General features: G+C 56.4%; 14 protein-coding genes. 12 read left to right on the forward strand and 2 right to left on the reverse strand.

Translation table 11 applies throughout. From position 1 onward, the window contains the following. The first annotated feature begins 161 nt into the window (after positions 1-161). Positions 162-1,811 carry a GIY-YIG nuclease family protein gene (locus tag R6U41_RS03350; RefSeq protein WP_410268417.1) on the forward strand — a complete coding sequence of 550 codons (1,650 nt, stop codon included), beginning with the start codon at positions 162-164 and terminating at the stop codon, positions 1,809-1,811. Here the strand turns inward: R6U41_RS03350 and R6U41_RS03355 are convergent. Both R6U41_RS03355 and R6U41_RS03360 read right to left on the reverse strand, forming a co-directional pair. Beyond that, positions 1,769-2,515 (reverse strand): hypothetical protein, encoded by a 747-nt coding sequence (locus R6U41_RS03355; RefSeq protein ID WP_410268418.1) that lies wholly within the window; start codon positions 2,513-2,515, stop codon positions 1,769-1,771. The genes R6U41_RS03350 and R6U41_RS03355 overlap by 43 nt on opposite strands. Before the next feature lie 44 nt (positions 2,516-2,559). Then, entirely contained in the window at positions 2,560-3,108 is a 549-nt protein-coding gene (locus tag R6U41_RS03360; protein ID WP_410268419.1) for a nucleoside deaminase, read from the reverse strand. A 443-nt stretch (positions 3,109-3,551) separates the two neighbouring features. On the opposite strand from R6U41_RS03360, the gene R6U41_RS03365 reads away from it, so the two are divergent. The 11 genes from R6U41_RS03365 to mutL all read left to right on the forward strand — a co-directional run bounded on the left by R6U41_RS03365 (position 3,552) and on the right by mutL (position 15,457). Continuing rightward, positions 3,552-5,351, forward strand: coding sequence for a hydantoinase/oxoprolinase family protein (locus R6U41_RS03365; RefSeq protein ID WP_410268420.1), 1,800 nt, complete (start codon positions 3,552-3,554; stop codon positions 5,349-5,351). Then, entirely contained in the window at positions 5,345-6,661 is a 1,317-nt protein-coding gene (locus tag R6U41_RS03370) for a histone deacetylase (protein WP_410268421.1), read from the forward strand. The genes R6U41_RS03365 and R6U41_RS03370 overlap by 7 nt, the downstream gene beginning before the upstream one ends. A 15-nt stretch (positions 6,662-6,676) precedes the next feature. Then, the gene (gene epmA / locus R6U41_RS03375) at positions 6,677-7,597 is read left to right on the forward strand and encodes an EF-P lysine aminoacylase EpmA (RefSeq protein ID WP_410268422.1); all 921 of its coding nucleotides are present in this window, start codon (positions 6,677-6,679) and stop codon (positions 7,595-7,597) included. A gap of 260 nt (positions 7,598-7,857) precedes the next feature. Further along, positions 7,858-8,358: a lytic transglycosylase domain-containing protein gene (locus R6U41_RS03380; RefSeq protein WP_410268423.1), complete on the forward strand. Its 501-nt coding sequence runs from the start codon at positions 7,858-7,860 to the stop codon at positions 8,356-8,358. Between the two features lie 9 nt (positions 8,359-8,367). Continuing rightward, positions 8,368-9,060, forward strand: coding sequence for a hypothetical protein (locus tag R6U41_RS03385; RefSeq protein WP_410268424.1), 693 nt, complete (start codon positions 8,368-8,370; stop codon positions 9,058-9,060). A 95-nt stretch (positions 9,061-9,155) separates the two neighbouring features. Next, positions 9,156-10,826, forward strand: coding sequence for an arginine--tRNA ligase (argS, locus tag R6U41_RS03390; protein ID WP_410268425.1), 1,671 nt, complete (start codon positions 9,156-9,158; stop codon positions 10,824-10,826). 19 nt (positions 10,827-10,845) lie between these two features. Next, on the forward strand, positions 10,846-11,553 hold the full coding sequence (locus R6U41_RS03395; protein ID WP_410268426.1) for an SPOR domain-containing protein: 708 nt from the start codon (positions 10,846-10,848) through the stop codon (positions 11,551-11,553). Positions 11,554-11,616: 63 nt separating this feature from the next. Beyond that, complete coding sequence (gene gatC / locus R6U41_RS03400) at positions 11,617-11,904, forward strand: Asp-tRNA(Asn)/Glu-tRNA(Gln) amidotransferase subunit GatC (protein WP_410268427.1); 288 nt, start codon at positions 11,617-11,619, stop codon at positions 11,902-11,904. Between the two features lie 36 nt (positions 11,905-11,940). Then, positions 11,941-13,410: an Asp-tRNA(Asn)/Glu-tRNA(Gln) amidotransferase subunit GatA gene (gatA, locus tag R6U41_RS03405; RefSeq protein WP_410268442.1), complete on the forward strand. Its 1,470-nt coding sequence runs from the start codon at positions 11,941-11,943 to the stop codon at positions 13,408-13,410. 46 nt (positions 13,411-13,456) lie between these two features. Then, a complete protein-coding gene (locus R6U41_RS03410) occupies positions 13,457-13,645 on the forward strand; it encodes a hypothetical protein (protein WP_410268428.1) in 189 nt (62 codons plus the stop codon). A gap of 21 nt (positions 13,646-13,666) precedes the next feature. Then, the gene (gene mutL, locus R6U41_RS03415; protein ID WP_410268429.1) at positions 13,667-15,457 is read left to right on the forward strand and encodes a DNA mismatch repair endonuclease MutL; all 1,791 of its coding nucleotides are present in this window, start codon (positions 13,667-13,669) and stop codon (positions 15,455-15,457) included. The last annotated feature ends 500 nt before the right edge of the window (positions 15,458-15,957 follow it).

The following is a 15,957-nucleotide window of genomic DNA, read 5'->3' on the forward strand; positions in this document are numbered from 1 at the left end:
GAAAAAGAACACACAACACGCCATGAGACAGAGATATTCATTGGTACCCATGCAGGATTTTAATGAACCGTGGACAGACGAAAAACTCTACAAGAAATACAGCTTAACCAAAGAGGAAATAGCCTTCATTGAATCAATGGTCCGCCCAAGGGAGCCAAGCGATGAGTAATGAATTCTTCCCACAACGGCCCACATCGAAACCAACAATCTACGCCTACGAAGACACCAATCCCCAATACAAGGGTCTGCTTAAAGTAGGCTACACCACGTTAGACGTGAAAAACCGTGTGGCGCAGCAATATCCGACCAAGCGGCCTGGCAAACCCCCATACAGAATCGTCCTGGAAGAATCCGCCATGCGCAATGACGGCACATCTTTTACCGACCGTGAAGTTCATCTGGCGTTGAGAGACAGCGGGATCAGGAACCCTGAGGGTGAGTGGTTCGAGTGTTCGGCAGAACAGGTTAAGACGGCTGTGATTGCTGTCAGAAGAGGTGAACGAATCGAGGAAGACCGCATGCTGAATTTCAAGATGCGGCCTGAGCAGAAAGAGGCAGTAGAAAAGACGGCGGCCTATTTCAAACGTGCCATCAAGGAAGCTCCTGACAAACCGCCACGTTTTCTCTGGAACGCAAAGATGCGTTTTGGCAAAACCTTTGCTGCCTATCAGCTCGCCAAAAAGATGGAATGGAAAAAGGTGCTGGTGCTGACCTTCAAACCGGCGGCTCAGAGCGCCTGGGAAGAAGATTTAAAGCGTCACATTGATTTCAAGGGATGGCAATTTATTTCAAAAGACGGCCTGACATACGAAGAAGCGGACAAGAACAAGCCCTTTGTCTGTTTCGGATCGTTTCAGGACTATCTGGGCAGAAACATTAAGACCGGCGGTATAAAGACCAAGAATGAATGGGTTCACGCGACACATTGGGATTGCGTGATTTTTGATGAATACCATTACGGCGCGTGGCGTGAGAATGCCAAGGATCTATTTGAGTCGGAAGACAAGGAGGAAAGAAAGTTTAGTGAAGGTGAGGGGCTCGACTATTACGACGAAGAGATTATGCCGATAACTACGGATGCTTACCTGTATCTATCGGGCACGCCGTTTCGGGCCATTGCATCGGGTGAGTTTATTGAAGAACAGATTTTCAACTGGACCTATTCGGATGAACAGGCTGCCAAACAGGCATGGAAGGACAAAGACAATCCTTATGCTTGCCTGCCCCGCATGGTGCTGATGACCTACCAGATGCCGGATGCTATCCGCGAAATAGCGATGCAAGGGGAGTTCGACGAATTCGATCTGAATGAATTTTTTGCCGCTGAAGGCAAGGGAGAAAACGCAAGATTCAAGCATGAAGATGAGGTGCAGAAGTGGCTGGATTTAATACGCGGGTCGCTTCAAGCTGCGAATGTTGACAATTTAAAGCTGGGGGCAAAGAAGCCTCCTATGCCGTTTTCTCATGCGCCGCTACTGAATGTATTGAACCATACCTTCTGGTTTTTACCGAGCGTCGCCTCTTGCTATGCCATGCGCAAGCTGTTGGGGAGAAAACAGAACAAGTTCTACCATGATTATCAGGTTATCGTGGCCGCAGGACCCGCCGCCGGGATTGGCATTGAGGCGCTGCATCCCGTGGAAGAAGCTATGGATGATCCGTTGCAGACCAAGACGATTACTCTGTCCTGCGGAAAGCTGACTACTGGTGTGACGGTAAGACCATGGACAGGTATATTTATGTTGCGTAATTGTTCCAGCCCGGAGACCTATTTCCAGGCTGCATTTCGTGTCCAAAATCCCCCGCCATAGGGCCGCAGGCGGGTGTCGACCCGGAAAACAAACCCCTCGGGGGTGGATTTGCCGATCACATCAATGAGCCGGCGCACCAGGCGGGTAAAAAATTCCTCGTTTGAAATGGACCTGTGATCCGACCGGGTCTGTCCGGCCTCCGGAAAGGCAAACATCAGGTCAATGTCAGAGGAAAAATTCAGCTCCCGCCCGCCGAGCTTGCCCATGGCAAAGACCACCATCTGCTGGGCATTTCCGCTTGCATCCTCGGGCTGGCCGTATTTGCTGCACAACAAGGGATACAGGAAATCCAGCCCCTGTTGAACACAGGCATCTGCAAGGGCGGACAATTCGGCCATGGTTTCAAACAGATCCGCCCGGCCGGTCAAATCCCGCCATGCAATACGCACCATCTCCCGGTGCCGAAGCCGCCGCAACGCCACGGCCAGACCGTCCTCATCAGCGGCCTGGCCGGCTGCCCGGGCCACGTATTGCTGGTACTGATCCGTGGGATAAAGCCGTTCCAGATCCCCGCTTTCCAAAAGCTCGCGGATCATCCCCGGGTTGCGCAGGCACTGCCGGGCCGCGTATTCGCTGAAAGCAAACACCCGGCAGAGATCGTCCTCATCCACCATGTAAAAAAGCGATTGACGGCCTGCGCCCTCAGCCACCTTGCTGCAGTCTGACACCTTTTGCCGGGCCGCGGCTTTCAGATCATCGGGCATCAAAATCCTGGTTATTGGCGAAGTGTGGGGCATAAACGTCCGTTTCACTCCCGGGAAAACAGGGATGACCGTCCTCCGGGCTTCTGGGCCAGGGTATAGGCCGCCAGCATGGAGTGACACAAATAGGTGTTTTCCGGATCGGAAAAAAACCGGAAAAACAGATCCAGGCTCTGCCGGCGCATCATGTTGGACACCACCCGGACCCCGGCGTTTCTGTAAAGGGGCGGCAGATTATCGGTTTTGCAGGCTGTGCCCCCGCCCATGACATCCTCATAGGCATAAACGATTCTGCCGATATCCGCGATCAGAATTGCGGCAAAACACATCAGGCAGGGCTCCAGGGTGGTGTAAATGCTCAACTGCCGGGGATCACCCGTATACGACAATTCGTAGAATTGTTTTAATGCATTGATCTCCGCATGATCGATCTCACTGGGTCTCTGTTGGCGGCTGTGGCTGCGCCCCCCGCCGGCAATCACCCCGCCGGGCCCGGCAATCACACATCCCACGGGAAACTCCCCGGCATCCAGAGCCTGTTGCGCCTGGTCCAGGGCCGCCCGCATATACGTTTCATCGGCTTTCTGATGATTCATGCGCGTGTTTTCACCTCTTTTTTATCCGGCCACACCAAAATTGATGCTTTCGTAAAAGCTTTTTACACCGCTTGGATATTTCTCAGGAAGGAAGCCCTGCGGTCGGGGTCAGTTTTTCCGCAAACACTGGCATTTTTCCACGAAAAATGCAAATTGTAAACGCCTGTTCCTGTCGCGTGAGCCAGGCCCACATAAAAAAATCGCCATGAAACCGGGGAAAGCTTTCAACAAAGAAGGCTTACAAACTTGACAAGCGCCGGCCATGATGCGGGCCGGGGGGCGGTTTGCGAGTCGCATTGAGCGCGCAAGCGATCAGCAGGGAGCAAACCGCCCCCCCGGCCCGCATCATGCGAAAACCCCTGAAAGACAGCCGGCAAGCACTTTCTCAAAGAAAGATGAAATTGCCCCCCATTGCCCGGGGCCCGATGATTCGGTTGACAACGATGATCATATCGGTTAGCAATGTTACAGACACGCATTGTCCGGCCAGTCGCCGGATACGCCGAAACGATCCCATAGACCAGGGGCAGACCATGATCATCGGATTAGATGTTGGCGGAACCCATACCGACGTTGTTCTTGTGGGCGAAAACGGCCTGGAAAGACGGATCAAGGTGCCAACCGACACATCGGCGCTTTTTGATGCGGTTTTCTCCGGCCTGGAACACATTACCCGCGATATTGACATCAGCCAAATCTCCCACGCGGTTTTGAGCACCACCCTGACCACAAACACCATTGTACAGGACAAGCTGCCGGCCGTGGGCATGATCGTGACCGCCGGGCCCGGCATTGACCCGGAATATTTCCGCACCTGCGAGCACTACTATCGCGTGGCCGGGGCAATGGACCACAGCGGCAGGGAAATTGTCAAGCTCGATGAAAAAGCGGTGGAAGATGCCGCATCCCGCATGCGGGACGCAGGCATCGAGTACGTGGGCGTGGTGGGCAAATTTTCCATCCGCAACCCGACCCATGAAAAACGCATCCGGGAAATCATTTCCCCCATGTTTCAAAAGATTTTTCTCGGCCACAACGTCTCGGGCAATTTCAGCTTTCCCCGGCGCATCACCACGGCTTTTTTAAACGCATCCGTGTACCCGCTGCACAAACGCTTCTTTGAGGCAGTCCGGCAATCTTTGGACAAAAAGGGCATTCATATACCCATATATATCCTCAAGGCAGACGGCGGGACCATGGATTTTGAAACCTCCATTGATTTTCCCGGCCAGTCGATTCTCTCCGGACCGGCGGCAAGCGTGATGGGCTCCATCGGTTTTGCCGCAGATGATGAAGAAACCATCGTGCTCGATATCGGCGGCACAACCACGGATATGGCCGTGCTCATCAATGGCGTGCCTGTGCTGGCGCCCTACGGAATCGAAATCGCTGAACACAAAACCCTGATCCGGGCCTTGCACTCCTATTCCGTAGGCCTGGGCGGTGACAGCACGGTGCGGGTGGAACACGGACACCTGTTTATCGGACCGGACAGAACCGGGCCGGCCATGGCTTATGGCGGCCCGGAACCCACGCCCACAGACGCTCTTTTTGTCCTTGGAAAGGCCCAAAACGGCGACCGGGAAAAGGCGGAAAAAGGCATTGAGGCCATTGCACAGCTTCTGGGAATTTCCACCACGGAAGCCGCCCAGCGAATATTTGACCAAACCTGCCGGGAAATTCTGGATTCTGCCCGGCAAATGGTGAGCCTGATCAACAGCAGGCCCGTTTACACAGTGCGCGAGGCCCTGCACGGCCACCAGATCAAGCCCACCCGGCTTCTGGTGCTCGGGGGTCCGGCACCCATGTTTGCAGAAAATTTTACGGCTGTTTCTGATTACCAGGTCAGCGTGATACCCCACTGGGACGTGGCCAACGCCGTGGGCACGGCCCTTTCGCGCACCACATGCGAAGTGACCTTATTTGCAGACACATACAAGCTCGAGGCCTCAGCCCCTGAGGAAATGTTTGTCCAGGCGCTCAAGCCGGGTTTTACAATGGCCGATGCCACGGAAATGGCCTCGGAACTGCTGAAGAAAAAAGCCCTCAGGGAAGGGGCCAGCTCAGGCGACCTTGTCACCGATGTCACCGAGGCGCTGGAATTTAACATGGTTCGCGATTTCCGGATGATCGGCAAAAACATCCGCATCAAGGTCCAGGTCCGGCCCGGACTCATCGGCCAGTATGAAAAGATCATCGCGCAAATCAAAAAACAATCCCGAAACGGAGAAAACCCATGCTAAAGGCCAAGACCCATACGGGCCTGGTTTTTTTCCCGGCATACGACTGGGCCATCAGCCCCACCCACCCGGAGCGCGAAGAGCGTCTTCTCTACACCCAGGACCAGATCTCCGAGGAGGGCCTTCTCGACGTTGAAGGCATTGACGAATTCAAAGCCGGTGTGGTGGATATCGAGGATGTACAGCGGGTTCATTTCTGCGTGCCCGACGCCAGAAGCGTTATGACCGAATCGCATTTCATCAGCGCCGGCGGTGCCAAAACCATTGGCAAGGCCAAAATGGACGGTCTTGTGGATCGCGGATTTGCCCTGGTTCGACCCCCGGGCCACCATGCCATGCGGGTGGTCCATGGGGGAAGGGGCTTTTGCAACGTCAACAACGAAGCCATCATGATCGAATACCTCCGCCAGGCCTATGGCATTGACCGGGTGGCCATCATTGACACGGATTGCCACCACGGCGACGGAACCCAGGACATTTACTGGCATGATCCGGACACATTGTTTATCTCCATGCACCAGGACGGCCGGACCCTGTTTCCGGGCACGGGCTTTAACAATGAAACCGGCGGTCCCACGGCTGCGGGCACCACCTTAAACATCCCGCTTCCGCCCTATACCTCGGAGGAAGGTTTTCTCACCGTGCTGGAAAAAGCCGTGCTGCCCATACTCCAGGAGTTCAAGCCGGATCTGATCATCAATTCCGCCGGCCAGGACAATCATTTCACAGACCCGCTGACCAACATGAATTTTTCCGCCAAAGGGTATGCAGACCTCACCGCCCGGCTCAAGCCCGACATTGCCGTGCTCGAAGGCGGATACTCCATCGAAAGCGCGCTTCCCTACGTCAATGTCGGCCTCATTCTGGCCATGGCCGGCATGGATTATAGCCACGTGGTGGAACCCGAGTACTCGGCCGAACGTCTCCGCCAGGGCCCCAGCATCACCGCCACCATTGAAAAAACCTGCCAGCAGGTCATCGACACCTGGAACGACCGGCAAAACATCCGCATCCGCATGCAGGAAAACGTGATTTATGCCGAGCGCAATAATACTGTTTTTTACGACACGGACGGATTTTATGAATCCCAGCATGAAACCTTGCAAGTGTGCCGGGAGTGCAGCGGTGTTTTAAAAATCGACTCTTCCGTGGAAAGAAAAATGCGGGTGCTGGCTGTCCACATTCCCCGCAAGGCCTGTGAAAACTGCCGCAAAACCGGATACCAGTGGTTTGAAAAAACCGATATGGGCTCCTATGACATGATTCTGCTCCAGGACCGGCCCGAAGACCAGTACCGGGTGCGAAAAAAATAGGACTGCCCGGCTGATATGACCGCGCTTCGTCAACAGGGGATCCGCCACTGCCTGCAGATCCGCCACCGGCTGTTAAATGCGGTGCGCGCCTTTTTCTGCCGCCACGATTTTCTGGAGGTGGAAACCCCGGTGCGCACCCCTGCGCCTGCGCCCGAAGCCCACATCGAGGCCATTTCAGCTGACGGCGCCTTTCTGCAGACATCCCCTGAACTCTACATGAAGCGCCTGCTTGCTGCCGGGTATTCCCGGATCTTTCAGATCTGCAAGACCTTCCGCGCAGGGGAACGCGGAAGCCGGCACCTGCCGGAGTTCACCATGCTGGAATGGTATGCGGCCGATTTTACCTATCATGAGATGATGAACCAGACCGAAAGCCTGATCCGCGAGACCTGTGAAAAGGTCCTGGGAACACGGCATCTCAGGCGCCGCGGCGCAAACATCCGGCTGGACCGACCGTGGCCGAAAATTACGGTTGAAAAGGCTTTTCAGCGCTTTACCCGCACCACCATGAACGCGGCCCTGGCTGATCAGAGCTTTGACGAGCGTATGGCCCTGGAGATCGAGCCCGCTTTGAATCCCGCAAGACCCATATTTTTATACGATTACCCGGCGGAAAAGGCCGCCCTGGCCCGCCTCAGAAAGGATAACCCGCATGTGGCCGAACGTTTTGAAGCCTATATCGGGGGCCTGGAAATCTGCAATGGATTTTCCGAACTCATTGATCCTGACCAGCAGCGCCGGCGATTTGAGGCGGAACTGCAGCGGCGTGAAAAACAGGGCCTCGCCGCCGGCCCGATGCCCGAGGCCTTTCTTGCCGACCTGGGCCAAATGCCGCCGGCCGCAGGCAATGCCCTGGGCATTGACCGGCTGGCCATGCTGCTTTCCAAGGCTGAAACCATCGATGAAGTAGCCGCCTTTGTGCCCGAAGAGGGTTGAACCGGATTGTGTGCGCACCCACCTTTTACTTGACCCCGCATAGGGATTTCATGTATACAATATAATAAATATCGGGCGTAACTATCGGAAAAGCGGCCCTTTCGGCCAGCGGAACCCAAACGGTTTTTTTGCCATTGACACGGCCCATGACCCCCAGAACCCGGAGCATATCCGCAAATTTTTTTTGTTTTCTGACCGCCGGCCTTGCGTGCCTGGCCATTGCCTGCCCGACACCAAACCCCGCCCGGGCGGAAATGTATATGCATATTGACGACAAAGGCGGATATCATTTCACAGATACCCCCAAATCCGCGGATTACATACCGACCCCGCATCTTGAAGCGCCCGAACCCCCGGTGCAGTCGGTGATGCGGTATGCTGAAATCATCGCCAGCATTGCAGATACTTACGGGGTGCGGCCGGAACTGGTGCAGGCCGTAATCCGGGTGGAATCCGGATTCAATCCCACAGCGGTTTCCCGGGCCGGAGCCCGGGGGCTGATGCAGATCATGCCGGTGCACATCCAAAAGCACCGGATTTCAGACCCTTTTGACCCCAGACAAAACATCACGGCCGGGACCCGCTATTTAAGCGATCTACTCAAGCGCTACAACGGAAATTTGAATCTGAGCCTGGCGGCCTACAACGCCGGCCCGTCCAGGGTGGATCACTACAAGGGCATCCCGCCTTACCCAGAGACCCGGCAGTACGTGCAAAAGGTGCTTTCCTGCTACAAACAATACCGCAGAATGGAAAAATAAGCCAATTCGATGATTCCCATAAACCACCCAACACATCTGAGCGACATTGAAGGTCTGGGCAAAATCTATCGGCTGTATGACGACTACATGGGCAGCTTACCCTTTGCCTGCGAGAAATTCTGCGCCGAGTGCTGCACCACTGCCATGACCCTTACCAGCCTTGAAGGCCGGTTCATTGATCATTTCTTAGACGGGCAAAAAAAGGCGGTCTTATACCAGCAGATGCGCAGCCATCTCCACACCCCCCGGTATCAGCCGGCCCTGACCACCAACGGCTATGCCCAAATGTGTTTGGAGAACAAAACCCCGGTTGAAGAAGCCCCGCCCCAACCGTCTTTGCCCTGTCCTTTGCTGGAAAACGACCTGTGCTCCATTTATTCGATCCGCCCGTTTGGATGCCGGTGCATGGTTTCTTTCTCCAAATGCCGGAAAACCGGCAGCGCACATATCGATGAGCTGACATTGACTGTCAACACCCTGTTTCTCCAAATCATCGAACATCTGGACCAATCCGGTTTTTTTGGCAGCCTCGTTGATGTGATGCTCTGCCTGAGATCTGATCCAGCGCATATGGCCAAAGAATGCGTCACCATACCCAACCGGCCCGTCACCCAACTGATGATCCCCCCGGAACACCGGGAAAAAATCCATCCCCTGCTCGACACCCTAAACCACATCCTCTCGCGCACCGTCCAAGGGTGACGCCCTGCAATGACTCCTTGACTTGGCCTGAAAAAACACTTAAAAGTTTAGATTTTACCATTGCTTAAACTCATTGCAAGGACAGTTGCAAGCCCATGATCAAACAACGCGTAAAACAAATGGTGCTTGAGGCCGCCCGCACCGCCCATGCGTCCGGAGTGCTGGCATCAGACGATTTTCCGGATATCACACTGGAAGAACCCAAAATCGGTGCTCACGGCGATCTTGCCACCAATTTCGCCATGGCCGGGGCTGCAGCCCAGAAAATGGCCCCGCGCAAAATCGCAGAAGCTGTTGTGGACCATATCACGGACCCGGATGGCCTGATTGAAAAAACAGAAATCGCCGGGCCCGGGTTTATCAATTTTTTCATCCGCCCGTCGGCCTGGCTGTCGGTCATCCATGAAATCCATCAGCAAGACATGGCCTATGGGGCCGAAGACCTTGGTGACGGGCAAAAGGTCCAGGTGGAATTTGTCAGCGCCAATCCCACCGGCCCCCTCCACATCGGCCACGGCCGGGGAGCGGTGGTGGGTGACAGCATAGCCGGGCTGCTGGATTTCTGCGGATACCGCGTGGAACGGGAATACTACATCAATGATGCCGGCCGCCAGATCCTGACTTTGGGCAGATCCGTGTATCTGCGCTGCTGTCAGCTTGCCGGGCAGAACGTGGAATTTCCCGAAGACGCCTACCAGGGCGATTATATCAAAGACATTGCCCGATCCGTGTTGGCCGAAAAAGGCCAAAACCTTTTTGATATGCCTCGGGACAAGGCTGAAGAAGAGCTCTCCGGGCTGGCCGCAGAACAAATCCTGGCCGGCATCCGGCAGGATCTTAAAAATCTGGGCGTTTGTTTTGACCGCTGGTACAGTGAGCAAACCCTCTATGATACCGGCAAGGTGGCCGCAGCCATCGCGTTTTTGAAGCAAAAGGAACTGATTTACGAACACGAGGGCGCCCTGTGGTTTTGCGCCACCGAATTCGGAGACGAAAAAGACCGGGTGGTGGTGCGGCAAAATGGCCAGACCACCTATTTTGCCTCAGACATTGCCTATCACCTGGAAAAATACGAGCGGGGGTATGACCGGGTCGTTGATGTATGGGGCGCGGATCATCACGGGTACGTGCCCCGGCTGACAGCCGCCATATCGGCCATGGGCAGACAGAGCAGCCAGTTTACCGTCATTCTCACCCAGCTGGTCAATCTTCTGCGAAAGGGCCGGCCGGTTTCCATGTCCACCCGGGCCGGCCAGTTTGTCACCCTCAGCGACGTTGTCAGCGAGGTGGGCCGGGATGCTGCCCGGTTTATCTTTCTGACCCGGCACCATGAAAGCCCCCTGGATTTTGACCTGGAGGTGGCCAAGGCCAAAACCAACGACAACCCGGTGTATTACGTGCAGTATGTTCACGCCCGGATATCGAGCATATGCAAAAAGGCCGCGGACGAAAACCCGGATGTGCAAAAGAACCCGGAACCCGCGGACCTGCAGCGGCTAAGCGAAGCCGAGGAAATCGCTTTGATCAAAAAGATGGGAAAATACCCGGAGGTTATCTCCGGTGCCGCCGCCCTCATGGAGCCCCACCGAATCGCCTACTATCTCATGGACCTTGCGGCATTGTTTCATGCCTATTATAATAAGCACCGGGTCCTTACCGATGACACGCAGCTGAGCACGGCCCGTCTGAACCTGGTGGTGGCCGTGCAGAAGGTGATCCGAAACGGCCTGAAACTGCTCGGGGTCAGCACCCCGGAAATCATGTAGCAGGGACTGTAAAAAAATCATGGGCGGTAGTTTTCCCAAAACCAATTCCTTCAGCAGCCGAGGCGGTGCTTCCGGCTGGGTGCTGATGATCTTTATTGCCTCTGGATGCATGTTTATCCTGGGGGTTCTGGTGGGGCGCAACACCGCGCCGGTGCATTTTGACATGCAGCACCTGGATGAAAAGCTGGCCCAGCTTCAAAGCAGCGTGCTCTCCGAGCCCGGAGAACAGCAAACCAGTAATGACAGGATTCCGGAGGATATTTCCTTTGAGTTCTACGACCGGCTCAGGGAAAAATCGCAAGTTGATGAGTATGCCCAGGGACGGCCCCGGGTGCTGGCGCCCAAACACCCGAAACCGGATCTGGCCGAAATCCGGGTTCAGCCGCCCCGGAGCAAGCCGGAAACCGAACCCATGCCGGCCCAGAAAGAATCCGGGCACCCGGTGCAGATAGCCGCAGAACAACCCTCTCCGTCGGCTTCAGGCAAATTATTCGCCATCCAGGTGGCATCCCTGCGCGACAGGCAAAAAGCCGAAACCGTGGAAAAAAAATACAAGGACAAGGGCTATCCCGCTTTTACCCAGAAAGCCGCAGTGGAAGGCCAGGGCCGTTGGCACAGGGTGCGCATCGGCCCCTACACGAACCGAAGCCAGGCGGAAAACGATCTGGTCCGGCTTCAGAAAGCCGGCGTGGATGCCATGCTTCTGCCCCATGAGCCGGGGTTTTGACAAATTTTCAAGCGCGGCCGACGTTTAAGGGAAAAGCAACAATAACCACCGAAAGGAAAATTCATGAAAATTTCCAGAGAGGAAGTGGCGCACGTGGCCGCACTGGCCCGGCTAACCATCGATGAAGCCGACGTGGACGGCTTTGCCCGCAACCTGGGCGAAATCCTGGCCTATGCCGAAAGCGTAAGCCGGGTGGACACCACGGATGTATCCCCCACGGCCCATGCCGTGGAAATCTGCAATGCCTTCAGACAAGATGCAGTGGCCGGCCATCTCGATGCCCAAAACACCATGGCCAACGCCCCGGAATCCGAAGACGGCAGCTTTGTGGTCCCCAGGGTCATTGAATAGTCATCCAGCAACAAAAAAGAGCGGACCATGACATCGATCAAACTATATGAACTGACCATCCATGAAGCCAAAGGGCTTCTGGCCAAAAGGCAAATCAGCGCCCAGGAGTTAATTGATGCGGTTTTCGGCCGCATCCGGCAGATGGACCCGGAAATCGGTGCTTATATCACAGTGGCCGAAGATGCGGCCAGGCAGCAGGCAAAACAGGCCGATGCCGATATCCGGGCAGGCAATACCGGCCCGCTTACGGGAATCCCCCTGGGCATCAAGGACCTGATCTGCACAAAAGGAATTGCCACCACGTGCGCATCCCGGATGCTGGCCGATTTTGTGCCCCCGTACAACGCCACGGTCATGGAAAAACTTTTTTCCGCCGGCGCGGTCATGACCGGCAAACTCAACATGGACGAATTTGCCATGGGATCGTCCACGGAAAATTCCTCGTTTCAGATCACCCGCAATCCCTGGGACCGCTCCCGGACCCCGGGGGGCTCCAGCGGGGGCTCTGCTGCGGCCGTGGCAGCCGACATGTGCCTGGGCGCCCTGGGATCGGACACTGGCGGCTCCATCCGTCAGCCTGCGGCTCATTGCGGGGTGGTGGGGTTAAAACCCACCTACGGCCGGGTCTCGCGCTACGGACTGGTGGCCTTTGCCTCGTCTCTGGACCAGATCGGCCCCCTTGCCAAGGATGTCACGGATGCAGCCATCCTTTTGAACGCCATTTCCGGCCATGACCCCAAAGACTCCACCTGCGCGGCAAATGAGGTGCCCGACTACACGGCCGGCCTGGATGCCGGGGTAAAGGGCCTGACATTTGGGATTCCGGTGGAATACCGGGATGCGCAGGGCATGGACCCCGGGGTCAGGGCGGCGTTTGAAAAAGCGGTTGCCCAGCTCACTGGTGCCGGTGCCAAATGCGCGGAAATCTCCCTTCCCCACACCGAGCATGCCGTGGCCGCCTATTATTTGATCGCCCCGGCAGAGGCCAGTTCCAACCTGGCCCGCTACGACGGGGTCAAGTACGGATTCCGGCACAAGGAGGCTGGGAGTTTAAAGCAGATGTATGAACAAACCCGCTCCAGGGGCTTTGGCCCGGAGGTCAAGCGGCGGATTCTGCTGGGCACCTATGCCCTTTCAGCGGGTTATTACGATGCCTATTACAAAAAGGCCTCCCAGGTCAGAACCCTGATTCGAAACGATTTTGCCGCTGCATTTCAAACCTGTGACGTCATTGTTTCCCCCACGGCCCCCACGCCGGCATTCGGGCTGGGAGAGAAAACCGATGACCCGCTGCAGATGTATCTGTCTGACATTTTCACATTGTCGGCCAACCTGGCCGGCATTCCCGGCTTGTCACTTCCGTGCGGGTTTTCCGAAAACCGGCTGCCCATCGGCCTGCAGATGATGGCCCCGCATTTTGCCGAAGCCAGACTGTTGCAGGCGGCATACGCCTTTGAGCAGGCCGCCGGGGTCTGCGGTCAGAAACCGGATCTGCCGGCGGCTTAAAAACAGCACTTAACACCAGATGCAAACCCGAAAGGGGGGAATCCTGATGCAGCCCAAAAAGGAAGATTTACGAAAAGCCGTGAAATGGATCGGCCAGGTTAAAAAATACGAACGCCCGGATGCGCCCAACCAGGACCTGGTGGAGGAGGCATCCAGAAAATTTGATCTTTCGCCTACTGACACCGAGTTTCTGTATCGTTTTCTGCGGGGAGAAGTGGATGCCCCCGGCCAGTAACCCGCCCGGGAGTCTATGGAAATGACAGCCATCCGCATTCTGCCGGAAATTTTGTCCAACCAGATCGCTGCCGGCGAGGTGGTGGAGCGGCCGGCCTCCGTGGTCAAGGAACTGCTGGAAAACGCCATTGACGCCCAAAGCAACCGCATCCGGGTGGAAATCGAGCAGGGCGGCCGCTCCCTGATCCGGGTCTCTGACAGCGGTGCAGGCATGGACCAGGACAATGCCCTGCTTTCCATTGAGCGTTATGCCACCAGCAAAATCCGGCACGCCGAAGACCTGCACGCCATCTCCAGCCTGGGATTCAGGGGCGAGGCCCTGCCCAGCATTGCCGCGGTCTCCCGCTTCCGCATGGTCACCCGCAGCAGGCAGGCCGATGCCGCCACCGAGATCATCGTCGACGGGGGGAAAATCAAGGCCGTTAACCAGACCGGGGCACCGGCCGGCACCCTGATCAGTGTCAGCCAGCTTTTTTTCAACACCCCGGCCCGGCGCAAGTTTTTAAAAACCGTGAACACGGAAATGGGCCATATTTCCGAAACCGTTGCCTGCATTGCCCTATCCCGGCCCGATATCGGATTCCAGCTTTTGCACAACAAAAAACCGGTCCGGGACTGGCCCAAAACCGCCGAGCCGGCCGAGCGGGTGGCTGATGTCCTTGGAAGCGAGTTTTCGTCTTTGCTTTATCCCCTGGCATACAACGACACCCGGGCCCGGATCTCGGGCTGGGTGGCCGATCCGTCTGCCACCCGCAGTTCCACGGCCCGGATCTACGTGTTTGTCAACGGCCGGTTTATACGGGACCGGGGCATTATCTACGCCCTTTGCGAAGGGTTCCGGGGACGGCTTATGAAGGGACGTTTTCCGGTGGCGGTGGTATTTCTGGAGGTGCCGGCAGAAGAAGTGGATGTCAACGTGCACCCTGCCAAGCAGGAAGTGCGGTTTTTAAACCAGAAAGACGTGGTTGGGGCCGTGCGCAGGGCTGTTGAAAACGCCTGGCAGCGCCCGCAGCCGCGCCCTTCGGCCCGGATGGAAAAAAAGGATTTGCCGTGGGAGCAGACAAGCCTGTTTGAGCCAAAAGCCACATACCAGCCCGATTCACAGGCATCCGAATCCATCCCGGCGCCTTGTTTTGAACCGCAAACCCGGGTTCAGGACCGGACTTCTTTGAAATCGCCGGCTGAAACGGCTTCCGAAGCTGCGCCGGTGGTGCAGCAATCCGGTTTTTTTGCAGATACGGCCATCATCGGCCAGTTCCGCAACACCTACATTGTCTGCGAAAGGCCAGATGAACTGCTGCTGGTGGACCAGCACGCCGCCCATGAGCGGATTTTATACGAGCAGCTGGCCGCTGCGGGCGAAAATCAGGCAAAACCCCCGGCCCAGCGGCTGCTGATGCCCGAAACCGTGGAGCTCACCTACCGGCAGGCCCCGATTATCGAGCAGCTTCTTGCCGATTTCAATGCCATGGGCTTTGAAATCGAACCTTTCGGGGACCGAACCTTCGTGGTCCAGGCCGTACCGGAAATGCTCGGGGGCGAGGGCATCGGCCGGCTTGTGGCCGACATGGCCGAAGCCGCGGAAACCACGGGCGCGGTCCCGGAGCTTTCCCGGCTCAAAGACAAATGCATCATTGTCATGGCCTGCCACGGCGCCATCCGGGCCAACCAGAGACTTGCGCCCGAGCAGATGGCCGCCCTGCTCAAAGATCTCGATGCCTGCCAAAACCCCTTTCACTGCCCCCACGGCCGGCCCACGGTGATCCGTTGGCCGGTTTCGTACCTGGAAAAGCGGTTTCACCGGATCGTATAAAAATCCGTCATTTGTCAGGAAGGAAGTCCAGGGGCGGCGCCGGTTTTTTCGCTCCTGACCGTTTCCGGGTTTTTTCCATCCAGCCCCGGGCAATTTGAAACTTTACCCGCTCCGGCATTGGCTGAATTTATCCCGGAAACGCTCAATGTCGCTTCACAAACCGACCCCGCCCCTGGACTTGGAAGGGTTCTTGTCGGGCCAGCCCACGGGACCGGGCATAAAAACAACGCTTTTTAAGACTTGGATGTGTTCCTTCCGACTCCCTTGGGGTGAAAGTTGGCACACAGTCGGCCATGATGCCGGCCCGGGGGTGGGTTGCGAGTCGCATTGAGCGCGCAAGCGGTCAGCAGGGAGCAAACCGCCACCGGGTCGGCATCATGCGAAGGAGGCGGCGCGCAAAAGCAGGTTTTTGAGCGGAAATTGAGGCTCCGGGAGGCTCCTGAAGCGAAGAAACTCACTTTCCCGGGCCGCTGATCAGCCAAGGCGCTTATGCATTTCCT

Source organism: Desulfosalsimonas sp., assembly GCF_046483245.1.
Classification (GTDB): Bacteria; Desulfobacterota; Desulfobacteria; order Desulfobacterales; family Desulfosalsimonadaceae; genus Desulfosalsimonas.

Bases quoted from the DNA above. Each gene is read 5' to 3' on its own strand.
- R6U41_RS03350 (WP_410268417.1), top strand. From the start codon at position 162: ATGAGTAATGAATTCTTCCCACAACGGCCCACATCGAAACCAACAATC.
- R6U41_RS03355 (WP_410268418.1), bottom strand. From the start codon at position 2,515: ATGCCCGATGATCTGAAAGCCGCGGCCCGGCAAAAGGTGTCAGACTGC.
- R6U41_RS03360 (WP_410268419.1), bottom strand. From the start codon at position 3,108: ATGAATCATCAGAAAGCCGATGAAACGTATATGCGGGCGGCCCTGGAC.
- R6U41_RS03365 (WP_410268420.1), top strand. From the start codon at position 3,552: ATGATCATATCGGTTAGCAATGTTACAGACACGCATTGTCCGGCCAGT.
- R6U41_RS03370 (WP_410268421.1), top strand. From the start codon at position 5,345: ATGCTAAAGGCCAAGACCCATACGGGCCTGGTTTTTTTCCCGGCATAC.
- epmA (WP_410268422.1), top strand. From the start codon at position 6,677: ATGACCGCGCTTCGTCAACAGGGGATCCGCCACTGCCTGCAGATCCGC.
- R6U41_RS03380 (WP_410268423.1), top strand. From the start codon at position 7,858: ATGCATATTGACGACAAAGGCGGATATCATTTCACAGATACCCCCAAA.
- R6U41_RS03385 (WP_410268424.1), top strand. From the start codon at position 8,368: ATGATTCCCATAAACCACCCAACACATCTGAGCGACATTGAAGGTCTG.
- argS (WP_410268425.1), top strand. From the start codon at position 9,156: ATGATCAAACAACGCGTAAAACAAATGGTGCTTGAGGCCGCCCGCACC.
- R6U41_RS03395 (WP_410268426.1), top strand. From the start codon at position 10,846: ATGGGCGGTAGTTTTCCCAAAACCAATTCCTTCAGCAGCCGAGGCGGT.
- gatC (WP_410268427.1), top strand. From the start codon at position 11,617: ATGAAAATTTCCAGAGAGGAAGTGGCGCACGTGGCCGCACTGGCCCGG.
- R6U41_RS03410 (WP_410268428.1), top strand. From the start codon at position 13,457: ATGCAGCCCAAAAAGGAAGATTTACGAAAAGCCGTGAAATGGATCGGC.
- mutL (WP_410268429.1), top strand. From the start codon at position 13,667: ATGACAGCCATCCGCATTCTGCCGGAAATTTTGTCCAACCAGATCGCT.